Below are 20,090 nucleotides of genomic sequence, written 5' to 3' on the forward strand. Positions count from 1 at the left end.
CTACGAATCGAGGCTGAAACCTTCCTCGACGAGAGCTTGGTTGGGCCCACCATTTTTCTTTGTTATCAATAGGTTATAATGGGTGCTGCCAAGCCGATTTGGCAGCATTTGGCAGCGCGCCGGCAGCAACGAAAAAGGGCGGCCCGCGCCGCCCCGGTTTCTTTGCTGACGATCCGCTGCGGCGGCGGCGCTGCCGCCGGCGATCATGGTAAGCCTCAAGCCGCTTTGTGCCCTCGACGGCATGCCCAGCGTCGCGATCGCCTCGACGGTCACTTCGTTGTGATGGCGTCTGGCACGAACCGATCGGTCCCCTAGCTTGGTGCTGATCCGATCACCCTAGTTTTGGTAACCGCTGTAACAAATCCGGAGGTACAGCATGGCGGAATTGAGCCGCAGTCAAGGTTCGGGCGGATCCACGAGATCGGGCATCTCTCGTCGGACGTTCCTGAAGCACGGTGGCACCTCGGCCGTGGGGGCGGCGTTGCTGGAAGCAGGGGCGGCGCAGGCAGCCGTTGATGGTTCTATGCAGGACGATGCCAACGAAGTGCTTGGCCCTGGTCTGATCCCGATCGATCTCACGATAAATGGACGACGGGTCCCGGTGCAGGCGGAACCCGCCACCACGCTGGTCGACGTCCTCCGCAATCACCTCGGCCTGACCGGCACCAAAATCGGCTGCGATCGCGGAGCCTGTTCTGCCTGCACGGTCTGGCTCGACGGTCAGCCTGCCAGCAGTTGCATGACGCTGGCGCTCGACGCCCGGGGCAGGAACATCACCACGATCGAGGGGCTGGCCGAGGGCGGCAAGCTTCATCCGGTGCAGCAGGCGTTCATCGAGCATGACGCCCTTCAATGCGGATTCTGCACGCCTGGAATGGTAATGAGTTGCGCAGCGCTCATAGATCGTAAACCCGACGCCGGCATCGACGAAGTGAAGGCCGCGATAAGCGGTCACCTGTGCCGCTGCGGCACCTATCCGAACATCTTTGCGGCAGTGCTCGCCGTCGCCGGCGAGAATCGGAGGAGGGGCACCTGATGGCTACCGAAAATCAGGCACGGGCCGACCGGCCTTCGTTACGGTCCCAGTCCTTGCTCTACGGTATCGTCGGGCAGGAGATGAGGCAGGTGACTCGGCAGGTGCCGGACGATGAGCCGCCGCAGTTGCCAGTGAACGCCGAACTGCGCTCCATCGGCAAGTCGATCCCGCGGCTCGATGCCGTGCAGAAGGTGACGGGCGCGGCGAAATACACATTCGACGTGCAACTGCCGGGAATGCTCTACGCACGGCAGATCGTCTGCCCATGGCCGCATGCCAGGGTGATCTCGATCGACACCTCGGCGGCGGAGCGTCACCCCGGCGTCCGTGCTGTACATGTGCTCGAGACACTGCTGCAATCCGCCAGGCTTCGCGATCCGGAGGCCGAGGCCCGCAACAAATACCCGACGGTCCGCTTCGCCGGCCAGACCGTTGCCGCGGTCGCCGCCGAGACGCAGCGGATCGCCGACCAGGCGGCGAAGCTCGTCAAGGTCGAATACGAGCGCTTGCCGCATGTCACTGACCTCGATGCGGCAATGGACGATGAGGCACCGATCGTCTTTCCAGGACCGGTCGAGCAGCCATCAACGGCCGGCGGCGGCGGCGCACCGGAAGGCTTGCCGCAGAAGGGCAATGTGCGCGGTCCCAACTTCGGCATGCCGGGTATGACGCCCACGGGCGATATCGACCAGGGCCTGGCGGAGGCGGACGTGATCGTCGAGGCCGAATATCGCACGCAGGTTCAGACTCATGTGCCGATGGAAACACATGGCATCGTCGCGGATTGGCAGGATGACGGGCTGACCATTTATGCCTCCACGCAGCACACGCACAGCGTGCGCGATGAGGCCGCCGAATATTTCGATCTGCCCAAGAGCAAGATCCGGGTAATCAGCGACTTCACCGGCGGCGGGTTCGGCGCCAAATATGGGATCAACAATTTCGGCCTCCTCGCCATTCATTTGTCGCAAAAGGCCGGCGCGCCCGTGCGCATGATGCTGGACCGCCGTGAAGAGCATGTTTCGGCGGGCAATCGACCCAACAGCTTGCAGCGCGTACGGATCGGCGCCAAACAAGATGGCACCCTTACCGCCATCGACGTCATAAGCTGGGGCACCGGCGGCATCGCTGGGGGCGCCGGCATAGGCTTCTGCTACAATGCGCTATATCCGTGCCCGAACATGCGCACCGAGCAGTATGACGTGTTCACGAATGCCGGCCCGTGCGCGGCTTTCCGCGCACCCGGACAGGTGCAGGGCATCTTCTCGCTCGAGCAGGCGATGGACGAACTCGCGGATCGGCTGCAACTCGACCCGCTGATCCTGCGCGATCGCATCGACACAAAGCCCACCGACGACATGCTTGCACGGGCACATGAACGCAAGGTCGCGGCCGAGCGGTTCGGCTGGAGCCGCCGGCGTCCGCCGAACGCCGACGCCGGGCCGATCAAGCGGGGGATCGGCATGGCGCAGGCGCAGTGGGTGTATGTCGTCAGCCCTCCGACGACGGTGGAGGTGCGGGTCGCCGATGACGGGTCGGTCTCCGTCTACAACAGCACGCAGGATGTCGGCACCGGCACGCGGACTGTGCTTGCCCAGGTGGTTGCGGAGGAGTTCGGCCTCAATGCCGAGGACATCGGCGTCTTTATCGGCGACACGCGGTTCCCGTGGGGACCGCCGTCCGGCGGCAGCCGGGTGACTGCGTCGGTGACCGCGCCTGCCCGCAATGCGGCCTATACGGCGGCACGCGACCTGGCCGCGCGCCTCGCGCCGCTTTTCGACGACGCCGATCCCGATGACATTTTTTTCGCCGACGGCAAGGTGGGCGTCCGCGGCAAGGAAGGGGCCGCAAGGCCGCTCAAGGATGCAGCCAAGGAAGCCAAATTCGGCGAAATCTCGAAACTCGCCAAGCGGCACGACGACTATGAGGGATTTGCGGTGCCGGGAGAGCTCTCCATCAGCCGGCATGGGCTGGGCGGTGTCCAATTCGCCGAGGTGGCGGTCGATGTCGAGACCGGCGTGGTCAAGGTCGAGCGCATCGTCGCTGCCAGCGATTGCGGCAGGCCGATCAACCCCAAACTGGTCGAGAGCCAGGTGATCGGCGGCATCATCCAGGGTGTCAGCTACGCGATCTACGAGGACCGCATCATGGACGCGGCGAGCGGCCATCAACTCAACGCCAATGTCGATCAATACAAGATGGTCGGATCACGCGAGACTCCGGCGATCGAGGTGCTGCTCATGGAGCAGATCGGGGCGCAGTCGTCGACCGACGCGCGAGGCATCGCCGAGGCAAGCAATGTGGCGACCAGCGCCGCGATCGCCAATGCATTCTACAACGCCACCGGAAAGCGGATCCGCACTTTGCCGATGAACCCGGCAAATGTGCTGGCGACGCTTAGCGCCTGAGATCGGCCAGAAGGAGTCCATCATGGCCATGAACAGCTTCGAATGGGTGGATGCCACGACGATCGAGCAGGCAGCAGGTCTGCTTGCCGAAAGCACCGAGCAACGCCCCGTCATCGCCAAGGCGGGCGGGATCGACCTTCTGGACTTGATGAAGGAAGGGATTCTAGCGCCGATGCGACTTGTAAATCTGAAGACCATCCGCGGTCTCGACGAAGTCGACACGGAAAACGGGCTGTCGCTCGGCGCGCTTGTGACGCTGGACCGCATCGACAACGATCCACAGATCCGCGCGCGCTACTTGGCGCTGTCGGATGCTGCCGGACATGCGGCGACGCCGCAGGTCCGCAATGCCGCAACGATCGGGGGCAATCTGCTGCAGCGGCCGCGCTGCTGGTATTTTCGGCACGATCATTTCCATGGCGAAGGTGCAGATGAGATGGGGAGCAGGGGCGCTGACGAGAACCAGCATCACGCGATCTTCGACAACGACAAAAACGCGATGGTCCAAGCCTCGACGCCGGCAACGGCACTGGTCGCCTATGATGCAAGCGCCGAACTTGCCGGCGGCGCCAACGGCTCACGCGTCGTAAAGCTCTCGGATTTCTTCTTGCCACCCGAATTGCGGCGCGCTCACGATGCCAGGATCGAGACTGGCGAGGTTATGACGCGCGTGATCGTTCCGCCGCTGAACGCCGGGGCGAAGGCCGCCTACCACAAGCAGACCGAGCGCGACAGCTACGACTGGCCAATTTGCGATGTGGCGGTGGTGCTGACGATGGAGGGCCAGACAGTGCAAAATGCTTCGATCGTCATGGGATGGGTCGCACCAACGCCTCGCCGCGCCGCCGAAAGCGAACGTCTCCTCATCGGCAACAGGCTTACCGACGACTTGGCGCGACAGGCGGCCCGTGCCGCGGTGGCCGGCGCTACCCCGCTGGCGAAGAACAGCTACAAGGTGCCAGTGCTGGAGACGGTCGTTCGCCGCACGATCCTGGCCGCTGCCGCGGGCTAGCGTCCTGGGGGCGTCCAAAATGGGTTCGGCAACTTCGCAGCCACACGCGGCGCCGGCAGTCTGCCGACGGTTGCGCTCCAAGGGCGCACCCGGGACAGGTTACGGGAGCGGCGTCGACTTCAACGCAGGCTACAGTTCGACCGCAACATTCTGGTGTACCGCCACGGCCGGCGTCGTCGGGCCTGATGACTCCTACGTCCATCCGCACGTATGCATAAGCGCTCGGATATGCTTCCTGAGTCCTTCAGAGCAGGATCAAGTTTCATGATATTGGTGGAGAAGGCGACAGCCAACTGTTGTGGGTTTGATTGACTCAACTCTGGGTAGCAGGTCGTCTCTCTGTGAGCGCCGTGACGACGGTTGGCACGCGGCTCACGGCAACCGGCCATTGAGCGTGCATGGTGCCACCGAGACTCAGGAACCCGCCGGTCCGGCTTCAGCCTGAACCCGGCGCCTCATCGGCTCGGCGTCTACTCGGCTGCGCCGCTCTCGGAAGCCAGGGCCGGGCCGGCTTCAGGCCGCCTGCGCCGGAATGTCCTGCGCAGAGCAACGTAGAAGACCGGCGTCAGGAAGAGGCCGAACAACGTCACGCCCAGCATGCCGGAGAACACGGCCGTGCCGAGCGATTGGCGCATTTCCGCGCCAGGCCCGCTGGCGATCACTAGTGGCACCACGCCCAAGATGAAGGCGAACGCCGTCATCAGGATCGGCCGCAGCCGCAGCCGGCAGGCCTCGACAGCCGCCTCGACGGCGTCAAGGCCGCGCTCCTCACCTTGGCGCGCGAATTCGACGATCAGGATCGCGTTCTTCGCCGCCAGGCCGATGAGCACGATCAGCCCGATCTGCACTAGGATGTTGTTGTCGAGACCGCGGAAGGCGACGCCCAAGAGGGCGGCCAGTACGCTGAGCGGGACGATAAGCACGATGGCGAAGGGCGTAATCCAGCTTTCGTATAGCGCGGCGAGCACCAGAAAGACGAACAGAACCGACAGGCCGAAGATGAAGACCGCCGTGTTGCCGGTCTGCCGCTCCTGGAAGGCGAGTTCAGTCCATTCGAAGGAAGTGCCCTGCGGCAGCGATTCGGCTGCGATCCCCTCCATCAGGTCGAGCGCCGTGCCCGTGGCGACACCCGGCGCTGCATTGCCCTGAAGCGGCACGGAGACATACATGTTGTAGCGCTGCACGAGCGAGGGACCGGTGACGTCGCGGATCTCGATCAGTGTGCCGAGCGGCACCAGGTCGCCGGCCGCCGAGCGCACCTTCAGCTTCAATATGTCGTCGCGATCGATGCGGAAAGCCTGGTCGGCTTGCGCCCGCACCTGGTAGACACGACCGAAGGCATTGAAATCGTTGACGTAGGCGGTGCCTAGATTGATCGACAGCGTCTCGAAGATGTTGGGGATCGGCACGTTCAGCATGCGCGCCTTGTCGCGGTCGATCGCCAGGAAGAATTGCGGGCTGGAGGCCGAGAAGGTGGTGAAGACGCCCATCAACCCGGGCGTCTGGTTGGCCTTGCCGGCGATTTCGTTGGCCAGCGCCAGAATCGGCCGCATGTCGGCGCTGTTGCGCTCCTGGAGCATCATCTTGAAGCCGCCGGAGTTGCCGATGCCCCGCACTGGCGGCGGCGGCAGCGCGATGATGAAGGCCTCCTGGATGCTTTGCAGGCTGCCAAACAGCGTGCCGATGATCTTGTCGGAAGTATCGCCGCTCTCGAGCCGTTCCTCGAAGCTCTTGAATGGCGCGAAGATCACGCCGGAATTGCTGGCGTTGGTGAATGTCGCGCCGTTGAATCCTGCGAAGGCGACGGCGTTGGCGACACCCGGCGTCTCGCGGATGATATCCGACGCCTTCTGGATGATTGCGTCCGTTCGGGCGAGCGAAGAGCCCTCCGGCAACTGCACGACGACGATCGCATAACCCTGGTCCATGTTCGGGATGAAGCCGCGCGGCACCGTCTGCAGCATGTGATAGGTCGCGTAGAGCAGGCCTGCGAAAACGAGCAGCATGGCGGCAAGCGCCAGAGTCGTGCCGACCAGTCTGTGCACCAGCCAGGCATAGCCGTCCGCCATCCTGTCGAACCCGTTGTTGAACCCGTTCGCCAGAGCGCGGCCGAACCTTGCCAGGAAGAAGTTCGAATGTTCCTCGCTGTGCGGCTTGAAAAGCACGCCAGCGAGAGCCGGCGAAAGCGTCAGCGAGTTGAATGCGGAGATTGCGGTCGAGACCGCGATGGTGATGGCGAACTGCAGGTAGAACTGGCCGGAAATCCCGGGAATGAAAGCCGCCGGAACGAAGACGGAGATCAGCACCAGCGAGATCGCGAGGACCGCGTTTCCCACTTCATCCATGGTCTTGTGCGCAGCGGCGCGCGGAGCGAGTCCCAGCCGGATGTTCCGCTCGATATTTTCCACAACCACGATGGCGTCGTCGACAACGATGCCGACCGCCAGCACCAGCCCGAACAGAGTGAGCATGTTGAGCGAGAAGCCGAAGGCGAGCAGCACGGCCAGCGTGCCGATCAGCGAGACCGGTATCGCCACGATCGGCACGATCGCCATGCGCCACGACTGCAGGAACACGATGATGACGATCACCACCAGCAGGATCGCCTCGGCGATGGTGACATAGACCTCGTTGATGGATTCGGCGATGAACTCGGTCGGATTGTAGATGATCTCGTAGGCCAGCCCCTTCGGGAAATCCTTCGAAAGCTCCGCGATGGTCGCCTGGATTTCTTCCGCCGAGGCCAAGGCATTGGTGCCCGGCCGCTGGAAGATGCCGAGCGCCACCGCCGCCTTGTTGTTGAGATAGGAATTGGTGACGTAGTCCCTGGCGCCGAGCTCTATGCGCGCCACGTCCTGCAGGGAGATCAAGCGGCCGTCCTCGGCCGACTTGACTATGACGTAGCGGAAGTCGCGCGCGTCTTCAAAGCGCCCTTGCGTGGTGACCGTATACTGGAAGGCCGAGCCGTCGCCAATCGGCGGCGCGCCGATCGAGCCGCCCGACACCTGGACGTTCTGGTCGCGCAGCGCCTCGACTACGTCGCCTGCGGTCATGCCGTAGGCGGACAGCTTTTCCGGGTCGAGCCAGACGCGCAGCGAATATTCGCGCTCGCCGAAGATCTGCACGTCGCCGACGCCGTCCAGTCTCAGCAGGACGTCGCGCACGCGCGAACGCGCATAATTCGAGACGTAAAGCTGATCATATGTGTCGTCGGGCGACAGCATATGGACGACCATCATCAGGTCGGGCGAACTTTTCGCCGTGGTGATGCCGAGCCGGCGCACCTCTTCCGGCAGGCGCGCTTCGGCGATCGAGACGCGGTTCTGGACCAGCACCTGCGCCGCATCGAGATCGGTGCCGGGGCGGAAGGTGATGGTGAGCGACATCGAGCCGTCGCCGGAGGAATAGGACGACATGTAGAGCATGTGCTCGACGCCGTTGATTTCCTGTTCGATCGGCGTCGCCACGGTCGCGGCGACCGTCTCGGCGTCGGCGCCCGGATAGGAGGCGCGCACCACGATGGTCGGTGGCGCGATTTCGGGATATTGCGCGACCGGAAGCTGCGTATAGGCGATGCCGCCGACGAGCACGAGCACGATCGACAGCACCGCCGCGAAGATCGGGCGGTTGACGAAGAAATGGGCGAAGTTCATTGCGTCTGCCCTTCGGCTTCAACCTTGGGCGGCAATTTGGTCATCTCGGACTTGACGGTGACGCCCGGCCGCACTCGCACCAGCCCGTTGACTACCACGGTCTCTTCGCCGGTGAGGCCCTCGCGGATAACGCGATAGCCGTCGATGCGCGGGCCGGTGCGGACCGGCTTGGCCGAGATCAGGCCTGCCTGGTCGACAACGAAGACGATGCGGCGGTTCTGGTCGGCGCCGATCGCCTCGTCAGGCAGAAGCACGCCCGGATGCGGCAACGAGCCGGGCACGTTGATGCGGCCGAACATGCCCGGCTGCAGCACGCCGTCCTTGTTGTCGAAGCGCGCCCTGGCCCGCATCGTGCCGGTAGCTTGGTCCAGACGGTTCTCGGCGAAGTCGAGCTTGCCCTTGAACGTCGCTTCATCACGGTCGGCGACACGGACGACAACGTCGACGCCGCCGGCGCCCTCCTGCATGACGCCGCCGCGCTCGCGGGCGTCGCGCGCATAAGAGAAGTAGGTCCGCTCATCGATGTCGAAATAGAAGTTGATCGGGTCGATCGAGACGATGGTGGTCAGCACGGTCTGGTCGGCCTGCACCAGATTGCCCGGCGAGATGAGCCGGCGGTCGACCCGGCCGGAAAACGGCGCCTTGATCTCGGTGAATTCGAGATCGAGACTTGCGTTTTCAAGTGCCGCCTCCGCGCCGTCCAGTTGCGCTTGGGCGGCGAGATATTCGCGGCGGCGGTCGTCCAGTGTCGAAACCGGTATGTTGCCTTCGCGCGACAGGGTCTCGGCGCGTTCGAACTGCATCTTGCTGAATTCGACCAGGGTCTTGGCCGAGTCGACCTGCGCCTGCGCCTGGTTCAGCGCCGCCTTGAACGGCCGCTGGTCGATGGTGAACAGGAGGTCGCCCTGCTTGACCAGCGTACCGTCCTGGAAATGGACCTGGTCGAGATAGCCGCCGACGCGGGAGCGCAGCGAAACCTGGTCGACGGCTTCGAAACGGCCGACGAACTCATCGTCCTCGACGATATCGCGCACCAGCGGCTTGGCTACCGTGACGACGGGCGCGGGAGGTGCTTCCTGCGCCTGTGCGGCCGGGGCCGCGAGCAAGCCGAGCGCCGCGAAGGCCGCGGCGGCGAGCCATTTTGCAGGGACGTTTCTGCTGGAGGGGGCGGCCAGAGAATCGTGGCGGAGGCGTGCAGTGTGAACCATGGTTACCCCTCGTAATCGGTCCTTCATGCGAAGTCCGTAACATCTAGGCAGCTTGTGTGCCGCACAAATCAATTTTTTGAAAGCATTGACAGGAAGCGGCCAACCGGGGAGCGCGAACGCACATCTCATCTATTCGTCGAGCGCGATGCTCGCAACACGTATCGTCGATATCTTCAAATCCCGGTATGATGTCACCAGCCAGCAGCTTCTCCTTCGACAGCAGCCCGGCATCTTCAAGCGCCTCGAAATCCGGCAAATCCCGCAGCGTGTCGAGGCCGAACTCCAGCAGGAATTGTTTTGTCGCAACGTAGCTGTATGGCGCGCCTGGTGTCTGGCCATTGAGCAGGCGGTCACCCGGCTCTGCGAGATATTGGGACTAAGCCTTGGGTGGGGCTTCCACTCCGGACATTGCGAGAACCGGCGGAGGGAGCCGAGCGCCTTCGATCTTGACCGCAGCCACGTCAGCATTGAGCTGATGCAGCTCGTCCTGCGTAAAGGTGATGGCAGCGGCCGCAATGTTCTCGTCGAGGTGGGCGGCCTTCGTTGTACCGGGGATCGGCACGATGAACGGCTTCTGTGCCAGCAGCCAGGCCAGCGCCAGCTGGGCGGGTTTGACCTCCTTGCGTTGCGCCCACGTCCGCACGACATCGACGAGCGCCATGTTGGCCGCCAAGGCATCCTCAGCCATGCGGGGAACCCAGGCGCGAAAGTCTCGCTCGGGGTCGTCGCCAAAGCGGGTTTCTGCCGTAATCGTGCCGGTCAGGAAACCATAGCCCAGCGGAGCCCAGCTCACGAAGCCGATACCCAGTTCCTCGCACAGAGGCAGCACGTCGGCCTCGGGACCACGCCAGACCATCGAATATTCGTTCTGGATGGCGGCGAGCGGCAGAATCGCGTGTGCGCGTCGGATGGTCTCAAGTCCCGGCTCCGAGAGCCCGAAATGCAAAACCTTGCCCTCGGCGACGAGATCCTTGACCGCGCCGGCGACGTCTTCGATCGGCACAAGCGGGTCGACGCGGTGCTGGTAAAGCACGTCGATGCGGTCGGTGCGCAGGCGGCGCAAGCTGCCTTCGACGGCGCGCTTGATGTGCTCGGGCCGGCTGTTCAGGCCCTCTCCGATCTTGCCGGTCTCAAGATCAACGTTGAACCCGAACTTACTCTCCAGAACGACGGTCTCGCGCAGCCCCTGCAGCGCATCGCCAACGATCTCCTCCGAAATGAAGGGTCCATACACTTCCGCCGTATCGATGAGGGTGACGCCTTGGTCTACCGCGCGCCTGATAAGCGCAACGGCGGCGGAGCGATCTATGCGGCTGCCGAAATAATCCTGGGCGGTGCGCTCGTCAGGGCCAGGTTTCCACTGGCATCCGAGCCCCACGGGAAACACTTCGAGGGCGCCCAGCTTGCGGCGCTGGCTCGCGGGTTGCGGGCTGGCCGTTTGCGCCGCCGCTTCGCCAAGCGAAGACAGCAGCCAGGGCGCAACGCCGAGACAAGCTGCCGACGCCAGAAATTGCCGGCGCTGCGGGTTGTCAATGTTCGAGGGAGACTGGTTGTTTGAGGGAGACTGGTTGACTCGGTGAGATTTCGTCATGTCACGATCCTTGGCTCGCCATGAGGCCGGCGCGGATGTTCGGTCGCCGGCCTCAAAGGGTGGTTTGCTGAAAATAGGCACGGCCGGCGCCGCGGACAGGGTCGATTCTTGCTCACTTCGTGGATCGCCGGGTTCAGGCGAAGCTGTCGCCCGAAGCCCTATCGGTGCCGGATGGACTGAGCCCGCGCCTGCCTGCCTATGTCCGATGGCGGCACGCCGTACTGCCGCCGGAACAGTTGACGAAAATGATGCAGGTTCGAGAACCCCGCAGCCGCAGCCGCCTGCGGCACGGTTGCCTGGGTCGACCGCAGAGCGTGAAACGCTCGATCCAGCCGACTTGCAGTTACAAAGCGATGCGGCGGCATGCCGAAGGTGTTGGCAAAACTGCGCGCGAAGTGAAACGGGCTGAGTGCGGCCGCCTCGGCAAGATCTCCCAAGGTCAGCGGTTTGTCGGCGGTGTCCAGCACCAGTTCCACCACACGCTGACGCCGCCGCGCGTCAAGCGTTCGCCGGATAAGATCGCGTCCACCGAAGTGCCGCCGCAGCACCTGGGCATAGGCGGCGCGAACCAGTGTCTCGGCCTCCATGTCCGACATCGGTATCCACCCGCGCAGGGCGGCGCGCAGTCTGGTCGCCACCGCCTGGATGATCGGGTCCTGCCAGCCATGCACGTCATCGAGATCGGCGTGGCCTTCGACACGCATGTCCCGCGCCATCTCGCGGCGCAGCCCGGTCGCCCCGGTGATTTCCAGAACGTCGGAGGGAGAGTCCGTCTCCAACCAGGCGATCGGCGTGTCGCCGCCAAGCCCGATTGTCATAGGCGGCACGGGCCGTGGCCTTGCAGTGCCATCGGCTACGCGCACAACGGCAGCCGCCTGGCCGGTGAAAGCCATGCCGATCGACCCGGGCGCCGACGTCGACTCGATCTCGCCGTCGCGCCATGCCGGCAAAAGGCAATGCGCCAAACGGAAGGTCTTGCTTTCCCGGCGGATGATCTCGGGTTGCGCGCGGCTGGTCATCCTTCGGCTTTTCCCGCTGATGTGGTGGGCGAAAACGGCCGCCTGAGCGGCTTCGCGGCTAAAGTACGCCGCTGATTTGCGGCATTTTTCCGTCCGCGGCCGATCGCCCTCGCGATGTCGACTGCCATCGGTTTTCCGTTGGCCTCGCGCATGTAGTCGTCAGTCATCTCATCGAGGACAGTGATGGCCGAATTGCGAGGCAGGCGTCGCAATTCCATGGATCGTTCGGGCACCCTGTGAGTTATGCTGTCACCGAGGCGGGTGATTTTCATCAGGGAAGGAGCAAGGCGATGAAAAAAATGCTTCTCGCAGGGTTTGTTGCCCTGTCGGCGTCAACATCGCTGGCGCAGACGAGCACTGCCCCCGAGCCTACGGCTCCACCGGCTGCAACGCCCGCTGCGCAGCAGCCAGGCGGCCCTGCCAATCTCTGCCAGGAGCTCCTCGCCTTCATGAAGGCGCCTGCCGAAGCGGCTAGCCCGACCGCAGCTGCCTCGGCTCAGCAGTCTGGCACATCTTCTACCAGCGCAGCCGCGCCCGCCAAGCCCGAGACCGGGACGGGCTCGGCGCAGAAAATTACCGGGCAGGCTGGGGTTGCCAGCGATGCTCCACAACCGAACAAAGAGAAGGTGGCCAGCGGATCGGCGACGAACGCGCCCCAGAAGGAAAGCAGGGCCGCGCCGGTGCCCCCCTCCGATACGTCAAGCACTCCCAAGGATTCCGTGATCAATGCCGCGAAAGCGGAGGAACTGGCCGCCGCCAATGACATTGCACAATGCCAGAAGACCGCGCGGCAAATGCGAGTGGCCGGCATCGCCATGCCGCCGCCGTTGCTTGCGCTGGCGGCACTCGACCTGCAGCATCAGCAAAAGTCCGGTGCCCTTCAGCCGCCCGGATCTGGCACCCCATCCGTGACGGGGCAGGATCCGGCGCCGCAGGCGCCGCCGCCGCAATGAGAGCATGACTGGGACTTTGAGCAGGTAAAAGGAGAAGGCGGGATGGGTATGATCTTGACCGGAATTGTCGTTTCGATCGCGATTGCGTTCGGGGCCGGCTATTTTCTTCTGAGCGCGCAGCAGCAACAGCCAGCATGGCAGGTCTACAGCAGCGAGAGCACTCGCGTCGGCGATCCGGGGCACAATCTGGTCGGTCAAAACTGGACGGGCGAACCGGGCGACAACTCTACCGCAGCCGCGGAGGGCGAGGAGACACCTTCCTAAGCCTGCGGTCGCTGACGTGGATTTCGAGGCCCGCGCAATGAAAGCCTGCGAGCACGCCAAGAAAATGCCCAGACCAATGGCCCGGGCATTTCGATTGTGCGCAGAAGCTATTATTCGGCCGCTTCGGCCGCCGAGCGCGGCGGTATCGCACCTTTCGCCTCCTGGCTTTCGACCCAAAGCCTATGGTGCTCCTTCGCCCAGTTGATATCGACGGTGCCCGAACCCATTGCTTCATAAGCGCCTTCCATGCCGAGCGTGCCGATATAGATGTGAGCGATAATCACGGCGATCAGGATGACGCCGACAGTCGCGTGAACATATTGGGCCGTCTGCATGCCGTTTATGTCGGTGAATGCGAACGGGAACAGCATGAATATGCCCGACACCGACAGCGCAATTCCGCCGAGCACGACGGCCCAGAAGATGAGCTTCTGGCCGGTGTTGAAACGTCCGGCCGGCGGATGCGTCCTGTTGGTCTTGTCGAAAAAGCCGCCACCGACCTTGAGCCAATGCGCGTCATGGCGATCGGGAAGGTTATCCCAGACCCATGTCACCAGCATGATCAATATGCCGAGCATGAATGCCCAGGAGACGAAGTCGTGGGCGTATTTCGCCCAGATCGACCAGGTTGAAAATGCATCGGCCCCGATCAGCGGCATCAACAGACGCTTGCCGAAGATAAAGTTCAAGCCGGTGATGGCCAGGATGATGAACGCCGTGGCAGTCATCCAGTGGGTCAGCCGCTCCAGAGCACCGAAGCGCAAAATCCTTACGCTCGATTCGGGCGCCAGTGTACGGATGCGGCCCCTGTAGAAATAGAACAGCGCCAGCAGCAGCAAGATTCCTGTTATCGCGATGCCGCCGATCCACGGCAGCCAGCCCTCGTGGAAGCCGCGGTAATCGCGGCCTTGCGGTTGCTCGAGCAAGCCGGCGGCCGTATTGGGCAGGGTGACGCGCCCCTCGATCTTCCGCAGCTCATCAAGAAGCTGCTGTTCGTTCACCGCCTGAGCGGTCGGGTTGCTCCCGGATGGGGCTTGTGCGTACACGGGCGCCGCGACCAGCAGCGTGAGCGTCATGAACACCGCGATAGCCTGCGGAATCAGTCGACCAAGCCTGTTGTCCGGCATTTCTCCGTCCTCCCTGCTAGCTCCGTTGCGCGCGAGACGAGCCCAACTGCCTCCTACACGTCGATTGTTTCCCGATAGGCCGTCTGCCAGCCCCAGGCTCCCGAACCATAGCCACGCTGCGTCACACGCTCCTTGTAGATCGCCGCGATGATCTCCCCGTCGCCGGCCAGGAGCGACTTGGTTGAACACATTTCGGCGCAAAGCGGCAGCTTGCCTTCAGCCAGCCGGTTGGCTCCGTACTTGGCATATTCAATTTCGGTGGAATCACCTTCCGGGCCCGCGGCGCAGAAGGTGCATTTGTCCATCTTGCCGCGCGAACCGAAGTTGCCGACACGCGGATATTGCGGGGCGCCGAACGGGCAGGCGTAGAAGCAATAGCCGCACCCGATGCACAGGTCCTTGGAGTGGAGCACCACCGCGTCGGCCGTGGTGTAGAAGCAGTCGACCGGACAGACCGCCGCGCAAGGCGCGTCGGTGCAATGCATGCACGCCATCGAGACGGAGCGTTCGCCGGGCTTGCCGTCATTGATGGTGACGACGCGGCGCCGGTTGATGCCCCATGGCACGTCGTGCTCGTTCTTGCAGGCGGTGACGCAGGCATTGCACTCGATGCAACGATCAGCGTCGCAAAGGAATTTCATCCTGGCCATTTCTGTTCCTCCCGTTCACGCCGCAACGATTTGGCAGAGCGTGCACTTCGGCTCCTGCATGCCCGTCACCGGGTCGTAGCCGTAGGTGGTGATGCTGTTGACGCTCTCTCCCAGAACATATGGATCGGTGCCCTGCGGATAGTGGGCCCTGAGATCCTTGCCCTGGAACCAGCCGCCGAAGTGGAAGGGCATGAACGCGACGCCGCGGCCGACGCGCTCCGTGACCAGCGCTTTCACCCGCGCCTTCGCGTTGTTCTCCGCACCATTGACCCAAACCCAGGTCCCATCGCCGATGCCGCGTTCGGACGCGTCGGCCGGGTTGATCTCGACGAACATCTCCTGCTGCAACTCGGCCAGCCATCTGTTCGACCGCGTTTCCTCGCCGCCACCCTCATATTCGACGAGCCGGCCGCTGGTCAGGATCAGCGGGAACGTCTTGGCGATGCCCTTTTCCACCGCCGCCTGCTGCACGCTGAAGCCTATGTTCGGCAACCGGAACTGCGTGGCGTCGGGATAGGTCGGATATTTTGCGACCAGATCCACCCTCGGCGAATAGATCGGCTCGCGATGGGTGGGTACCGGGTCGGGCAGGTTCCACGCTACTGCGCGCGCTTTGCCGTTGCCGTAGGGATGGCAGCCATGGCTGAGCACGACGCGCTGGATCCCGCCTGACAGATCCGTCGACCACGAGACCTTGTTGATGTCGTCGCCGATCTTTTCGATCACGGCGCGTTCTTGCGCCGTCAGATCCTTGTCCCAGCCGAGTTTCTTGAGCACGGCCATGGTGAACTCCGGATAGCCGTCGGTGAGTTCCGAGCCTTGCGTGTAGGAGCCTTCCGCCAATAGGGTCTGGCCGTTTCGTTCGACGCCGAAGCGGGCGCGGAACGGGCTGCCGCCGTCCATGACATGCAGGCCGGTGCTGTAAAGATTGGCCGTACCCGGGTGGCGGATCTCAGGCTTGCCCCAACATGGCCAAGGCAGGCCGTAATAGTCGCCGCCGACCTCGGGATCGTCCTTGGGAGCCCGCATCGTCACCAAGTCGAACTTGTGCTGGTTCTTCATATGCGCCTTGAGCCGCTCTGGCGACTGACCGCAATAGCCCGTCGACCAGCTGCCGCGGTTCATCTCGCGCAGCACGTCCTCCGGCACCGGACGGTCGCCCTCGACGGCTATCTTCTTGAACATCTTGTCGGCAAGCCCGAGCTTCTTCGACAACAGATAGATGACCTGGTAGTCGTCCTTCTGCTCGAAGCTCGGCTTTACGATCTGCTCGCCCCACTGGATGGCCCGATTGGAGGCGACGCGCGAGCCTGACGTCTCGAACTGCGTGCAGACCGGCAAGAGATAAGTGTTGTCCTTTCGCCCCGCCTCCACCGCCAGCGCTGCCCAGGTCGTGGGATGGGGATCGGCGACGACAAGCAGCTCCAGGCCTGTCAGGCCTTTCATCGAATCCGGGATACGGGTGATACTGTTGCTGGCGTGGCCCTGAATGAACATGGCGCGCATGCTGTCGCGCTGAGCTATCTTGTCCTTGGGCAGCGAGACGGAATCGAACCACCTTGTCAGCGGGATGCCCGGGGTTTCCATGGCGTCCTTCGAGTCGAACTGGCTCAGCAGGTCCTCGTAGGGGATCTCCCAGACGCGCGACCAGTGCTTCCAGGCGCTTTCCGTCAACCCGTAATAGAAGGGCAGGGTGACCACATCGAGCCCGATATCCGTCGCGCCCTGGACGTTGTCATGGCCACGGAAGATGTTCGCGCCGGTCCCCGGCTTCCCGACATTGCCGCTGGCGAGACACAGTATGCAACTTGCGCGTGTATTGGCGGTGCCGACCGTGTGGTGTGTCTGGCCCATGCACCAGATCATCGTCGACGGCTTCTGCGTGGCGAACAGCTCGGCGACGCGCTTCACCTGATCGCCAGGCACGCCGGTGATCTGCTCAACCTCCTCCGGCGTGTATTTCGCGACTTCCTTGCGGACCTCATCCATCCCGTAGACGCGCTGCGCGATGAATTCCTTGTCCTCCCAGCCGTTCTCGAAGATGTGCCAAAGCATGCCCCACAACAGCGCTATGTCGGTGCCGGAGCGGAACCGGACGTACTCGGTCGCATGGGCGGCGGTGCGCGTGAAACGGGGATCGATGACGATCAGATTGGCCTGGTTGAGTTCCTTGCCTTCCAGCAGATGCTGCATCGCTATCGGATGTGCCTCAGCCGGGTTGCCGCCCATGATGATCATGGTTTTCGAATTGCGAATATCGTTGAAGGAGTTCGTCATCGCGCCGTAGCCCCAGGTGTTGGCTACGCCGGCGACGGTCGTCGAATGACAGATGCGGGCCTGGTGGTCCTGATTGTTTGTTCCCCACAGCGCCGCGAGCTTGCGGAAGAGATAGGTTCCTTCGTTGGAAAACTTGGCCGACCCCATCCAGTAGACGGATTCCGGGCCGGACTTTTCACGGATCTCGAGCAGTTTGTCGCCAATCCCATTGATTGCGTCGTCCCAGGAGACACGCTCCCACTGCCCTGCGGTGAGCTTCATCGGGTATTTCAGCCGGCGGTCGCTGTGTACGAGCTCGCGTACGCTTGCGCCCTTGGCGCAATGGGAGCCGCGGTTGATCGGGCTGTCCCACGAAGGCTCCTGACCGGTCCAGACGCCGTTCTGGACTTCGGCGGTAACGGTGCAGCCGACCGCGCAATGGGTGCAGACGCTTTTCTTCAGTTCTATAGGCACGCCCGGCTGCGGCGGACTGATGGCCGCCGCCTTCTGAACGGTGCCGAGCTGGAACGACCCGAGTGCAGCCATTCCGCCGACCGCGAGACCGGAACGGCGAAGGAAGGTTCGCCGGTCGATGGGAGCGGAGGCGACCGTGCCCATCAGTGTGTGCAATCTTGTGCGGCTCGCCTGACCGCTCTTGCGCTTGGTCAGCATGGCGCCCTCATTTCTTCAACGTCTCATAACCGTTCACACGGTAGAATGCCTTGACGTGCTCGGTCTCGCGGTAGCGAGCCCTCGTCTCCTCCTCACCGGGATCGTAAGCTTGCGCTTCTCCTGGGGTGAGCGTCACGGCGGCGGCGGCCACGGCGGTGGTGGATGCGCCGCCGAAGGCGCGAAGGAAACTGCGGCGGTTCATTGCCGTCTGTTGCTTTTCCTGCATCTGCCTTCCTCCCTATGCGTCGACGCGATCAGGTCACGAGCTTCGTCGCGCCTCCATGGCAAAGCCTTCGGCTTCGATGTCGATGAAAATCCGCCCCAATGCGCCGACTGCCCGGTAAAACCTGGCCGAGGCCGCGTTTTCCAGATCGGCCAAGAAACGGCTCGCCCACGGCGCGATGTGACGTTCAAAGAAGTCCCGCTCCTCGCCGGCGGGAACCACGAAATGGGTGGCGGCAAAGCCGCTCATGATCTCGAACAGTGTGCCGAGATGATCTTCCGGGTCAAAATGACCGTCCGCGCGTTCAAGGCCGAGGCGCCTCATGTCCCCGCGCAGGCGGGCAAGCGGCCGTTCGTTGAGAAAGCCGGTCAGGTAGTAGGAGGCGTAGGGAACGAGTTCGCCGCGCCCGACCCCGATGAAGAGCTCGAAATACTCGCGACTGACGGCAACCGGAGAGGCTGAAGAAGCGGCCTGGCCGAGTGCGGCATGAGCCTTGCCGAGCGGGGTCTCGGCGTCGCCTCGCAACCCGGAAAGCCGCGCCATGAGGTTTGCATCCGGAGCGGCCAGGAGAAGCGTGGCGAGCAGCGCGTACTCATCCGCGCGTGCGCTGTTCACGTCGTTGACGTCAGCATCTTCTACGCCGGGAACCAGAGCGTCAGCTCCGAACGACGTGCCGATTGCCTCCTCCAGGCGCAAGTCTGGGTTCATCTACTGACCTCGACCGTGCCCCTCAACGAGTGGGTAAGTGAATACTAGTGCCCCGCCCGGCAATTGCAACAGCGACTGTGCCAAAATGGCAACAAATCCAGATCAGCGCGGCATGGCGCCGCCATGGCGTCGCTGGCGATCGATCGGCGATGATTCCGCGGCGCCGGCGCCTTCGTCGCGGTCGATAGCGGTCCCGGCGCCGTCGGCCGAAGGAGATTCGGGGTTTGCCGGTTCGATCGAACTGTCCGGCGTGACAGAATCCGACCCATCGGCTGAGGCGTTCACGCCCTCGTCCGCCAAAACGGCGCTGGTCGCTGGCGCCTTCTCCGGCGCCTGCGAAGCCATGGCGGCGGGTGCCGGATCGGTCGGGTTGCCGCCGTTCGACAGGAAATCCACGACAGCTTCGCTGGATGCTTTCAAGGGGCCGAATCCCGCCATGGATCCAGGGCTGTTGAAGTCCCAGGCATATTCGGAAGGCCCGATATGATCACGAATTGCCGGATCGAGCGACCACATCTTGCGCAATGCGGCGCGCTTCAACATTTTGGGCACGCCTTTGCGCAGGAAGGCTGAGAGATCGCTTTGAGCGGTCAGATCCTCGAGGCGCGGGAGGGGCTCGGCGGGCTCGGCGGCCTCCGGCTCGACAATTGCTGGTGCAAGCTGCTCACCAGTATCGGCTGGCGCCGCAACTTCGTCAGGCGAAAGCTGATCGTTCTGCGGCCCCGCAGTCGAACTGTAACGCGCCGCCTGTTTCAGGCGCGACCAGCGGGCGAAGACATTGTCGCGTCCCGCCCTCATTCGGCATCATCCGTCGTTCCGGAACGAGGACCGCGCCTCGCCAGGGCATCAGGGTCCGCCCGATCGCGCTTGCGCTTGATGAAAGGACGCTCGACGTGATGCGTCTCGACAAAGGCGGCCAGCCATTGCTGAAGCTCGATCGGCATCGGCACGGCCTCGATGATGTCGGGGCCAGCCTCGGTCAGCGACTCGCCCTCGAAAGGGTCAGCGGTCACCAGGTGCAGCACAACTCCGGGTGGAGCATCGCTCGACCGGAGCGCGATCCACAGGCTAGGCCGCCCCGAACGGAGGTTGTCCCGGTACATGCCCGTGTCGCACCCGAAGAGCTCAAGCTTGAAAGTTCCGGCATAGAAGCGCGTCACGCCGTCTGATTCGTGCAGCACCGACCATGGCGCCGCGCTCGGCGCGCCCGCCAGCACGGCCACGGGAACCCAGACATGGTCGATCCAAGGGTTGTCCAGAGCCCGTCGCTCGACGATCACCCCGACTTCCGCCGTCTCCTGCACCATGGC

The 20,090-nt window shown here is 63.5% G+C and carries 17 protein-coding genes and 1 pseudogene; 5 read left to right on the top strand and 13 right to left on the bottom strand.

Features of this window, described 5'->3' with window-relative positions:
- Complete coding sequence (locus tag AC0L17_RS04325; protein ID WP_473514900.1) at positions 1-207, bottom strand: hypothetical protein; 207 nt, start codon at positions 205-207, stop codon at positions 1-3.
- Positions 208-376: 169 nt separating this feature from the next.
- On the opposite strand from AC0L17_RS04325, the gene AC0L17_RS04330 reads away from it, so the two are divergent.
- From AC0L17_RS04330 to AC0L17_RS04340, 3 genes are read left to right on the top strand one after another with little or no spacing between them, the layout of a single operon-like run.
- A complete protein-coding gene (locus AC0L17_RS04330; RefSeq protein WP_091597620.1) occupies positions 377-1,036 on the top strand; it encodes a (2Fe-2S)-binding protein in 660 nt (219 codons plus the stop codon).
- Positions 1,036-3,444, top strand: coding sequence for a xanthine dehydrogenase family protein molybdopterin-binding subunit (locus tag AC0L17_RS04335; protein WP_473514901.1), 2,409 nt, complete (start codon positions 1,036-1,038; stop codon positions 3,442-3,444). The genes AC0L17_RS04330 and AC0L17_RS04335 overlap by 1 nt, the downstream gene beginning before the upstream one ends.
- 22 nt (positions 3,445-3,466) lie before the next feature.
- Entirely contained in the window at positions 3,467-4,456 is a 990-nt protein-coding gene (locus tag AC0L17_RS04340) for an FAD binding domain-containing protein (protein ID WP_473514902.1), read from the top strand.
- A 470-nt stretch (positions 4,457-4,926) separates the two neighbouring features.
- Here AC0L17_RS04340 and AC0L17_RS04345 read toward each other — a convergent pair whose 3' ends face one another.
- The 5 genes and pseudogenes from AC0L17_RS04345 to AC0L17_RS04365 all read right to left on the bottom strand — a co-directional run bounded on the left by AC0L17_RS04345 (position 4,927) and on the right by AC0L17_RS04365 (position 11,927).
- A complete protein-coding gene (locus tag AC0L17_RS04345) occupies positions 4,927-8,109 on the bottom strand; it encodes an efflux RND transporter permease subunit (protein WP_473514903.1) in 3,183 nt (1,060 codons plus the stop codon).
- Complete coding sequence (locus AC0L17_RS04350) at positions 8,106-9,317, bottom strand: efflux RND transporter periplasmic adaptor subunit (protein WP_473514904.1); 1,212 nt, start codon at positions 9,315-9,317, stop codon at positions 8,106-8,108. The genes AC0L17_RS04345 and AC0L17_RS04350 overlap by 4 nt, the downstream gene beginning before the upstream one ends.
- Positions 9,318-9,492: 175 nt before the next feature.
- Positions 9,493-9,648: pseudogene (locus AC0L17_RS04355) on the bottom strand (SMC-Scp complex subunit ScpB); the annotation flags it as partial.
- Positions 9,649-9,693: 45 nt separating this feature from the next.
- Positions 9,694-10,908, bottom strand: coding sequence for an aldo/keto reductase (locus AC0L17_RS04360; RefSeq protein ID WP_473514905.1), 1,215 nt, complete (start codon positions 10,906-10,908; stop codon positions 9,694-9,696).
- Between the two features lie 158 nt (positions 10,909-11,066).
- Positions 11,067-11,927, bottom strand: coding sequence for an AraC family transcriptional regulator (locus AC0L17_RS04365; protein WP_091597639.1), 861 nt, complete (start codon positions 11,925-11,927; stop codon positions 11,067-11,069).
- A 290-nt stretch (positions 11,928-12,217) separates the two neighbouring features.
- Between AC0L17_RS04365 and AC0L17_RS04370 the strand changes: the two genes are divergently transcribed.
- Together AC0L17_RS04370 and AC0L17_RS04375 are read left to right on the top strand one after the other, a co-directional pair.
- Positions 12,218-12,880 carry a hypothetical protein gene (locus tag AC0L17_RS04370; RefSeq protein ID WP_473514906.1) on the top strand — a complete coding sequence of 221 codons (663 nt, stop codon included), beginning with the start codon at positions 12,218-12,220 and terminating at the stop codon, positions 12,878-12,880.
- Positions 12,881-12,928: 48 nt separating this feature from the next.
- On the top strand, positions 12,929-13,144 hold the full coding sequence (locus AC0L17_RS04375) for a hypothetical protein (protein WP_287180486.1): 216 nt from the start codon (positions 12,929-12,931) through the stop codon (positions 13,142-13,144).
- Between the two features lie 110 nt (positions 13,145-13,254).
- Here the strand turns inward: AC0L17_RS04375 and AC0L17_RS04380 are convergent, their stop codons facing one another.
- From AC0L17_RS04380 to AC0L17_RS04410, 7 genes are all read right to left on the bottom strand, one after another.
- Positions 13,255-14,271, bottom strand: a complete 1,017-nt coding sequence (locus AC0L17_RS04380) for a formate dehydrogenase subunit gamma (protein WP_473514907.1) — start codon at positions 14,269-14,271, stop codon at positions 13,255-13,257.
- Positions 14,272-14,324: 53 nt separating this feature from the next.
- Positions 14,325-14,921, bottom strand: coding sequence for a formate dehydrogenase FDH3 subunit beta (fdh3B, locus tag AC0L17_RS04385; RefSeq protein WP_027151217.1), 597 nt, complete (start codon positions 14,919-14,921; stop codon positions 14,325-14,327).
- Positions 14,922-14,936: 15 nt separating this feature from the next.
- Entirely contained in the window at positions 14,937-17,849 is a 2,913-nt protein-coding gene (locus AC0L17_RS04390; protein ID WP_473514908.1) for a formate dehydrogenase subunit alpha, read from the bottom strand.
- A gap of 7 nt (positions 17,850-17,856) precedes the next feature.
- Positions 17,857-18,075: a formate dehydrogenase gene (locus AC0L17_RS04395; RefSeq protein ID WP_023797596.1), complete on the bottom strand. Its 219-nt coding sequence runs from the start codon at positions 18,073-18,075 to the stop codon at positions 17,857-17,859.
- 33 nt (positions 18,076-18,108) lie between these two features.
- Positions 18,109-18,768: a TorD/DmsD family molecular chaperone gene (locus AC0L17_RS04400; protein ID WP_473514909.1), complete on the bottom strand. Its 660-nt coding sequence runs from the start codon at positions 18,766-18,768 to the stop codon at positions 18,109-18,111.
- Positions 18,769-18,882: 114 nt separating this feature from the next.
- Positions 18,883-19,578 carry a DUF3306 domain-containing protein gene (locus AC0L17_RS04405; RefSeq protein WP_473514910.1) on the bottom strand — a complete coding sequence of 232 codons (696 nt, stop codon included), beginning with the start codon at positions 19,576-19,578 and terminating at the stop codon, positions 18,883-18,885.
- Positions 19,575-20,087: a DUF3305 domain-containing protein gene (locus AC0L17_RS04410; RefSeq protein ID WP_091597656.1), complete on the bottom strand. Its 513-nt coding sequence runs from the start codon at positions 20,085-20,087 to the stop codon at positions 19,575-19,577. Before AC0L17_RS04410 ends, AC0L17_RS04405 begins: the two co-directional genes overlap by 4 nt.
- Between the last annotated feature and the right edge of the window lie 3 nt (positions 20,088-20,090).

It is taken from the genome of Mesorhizobium sp. WSM4829, assembly GCF_055811475.1.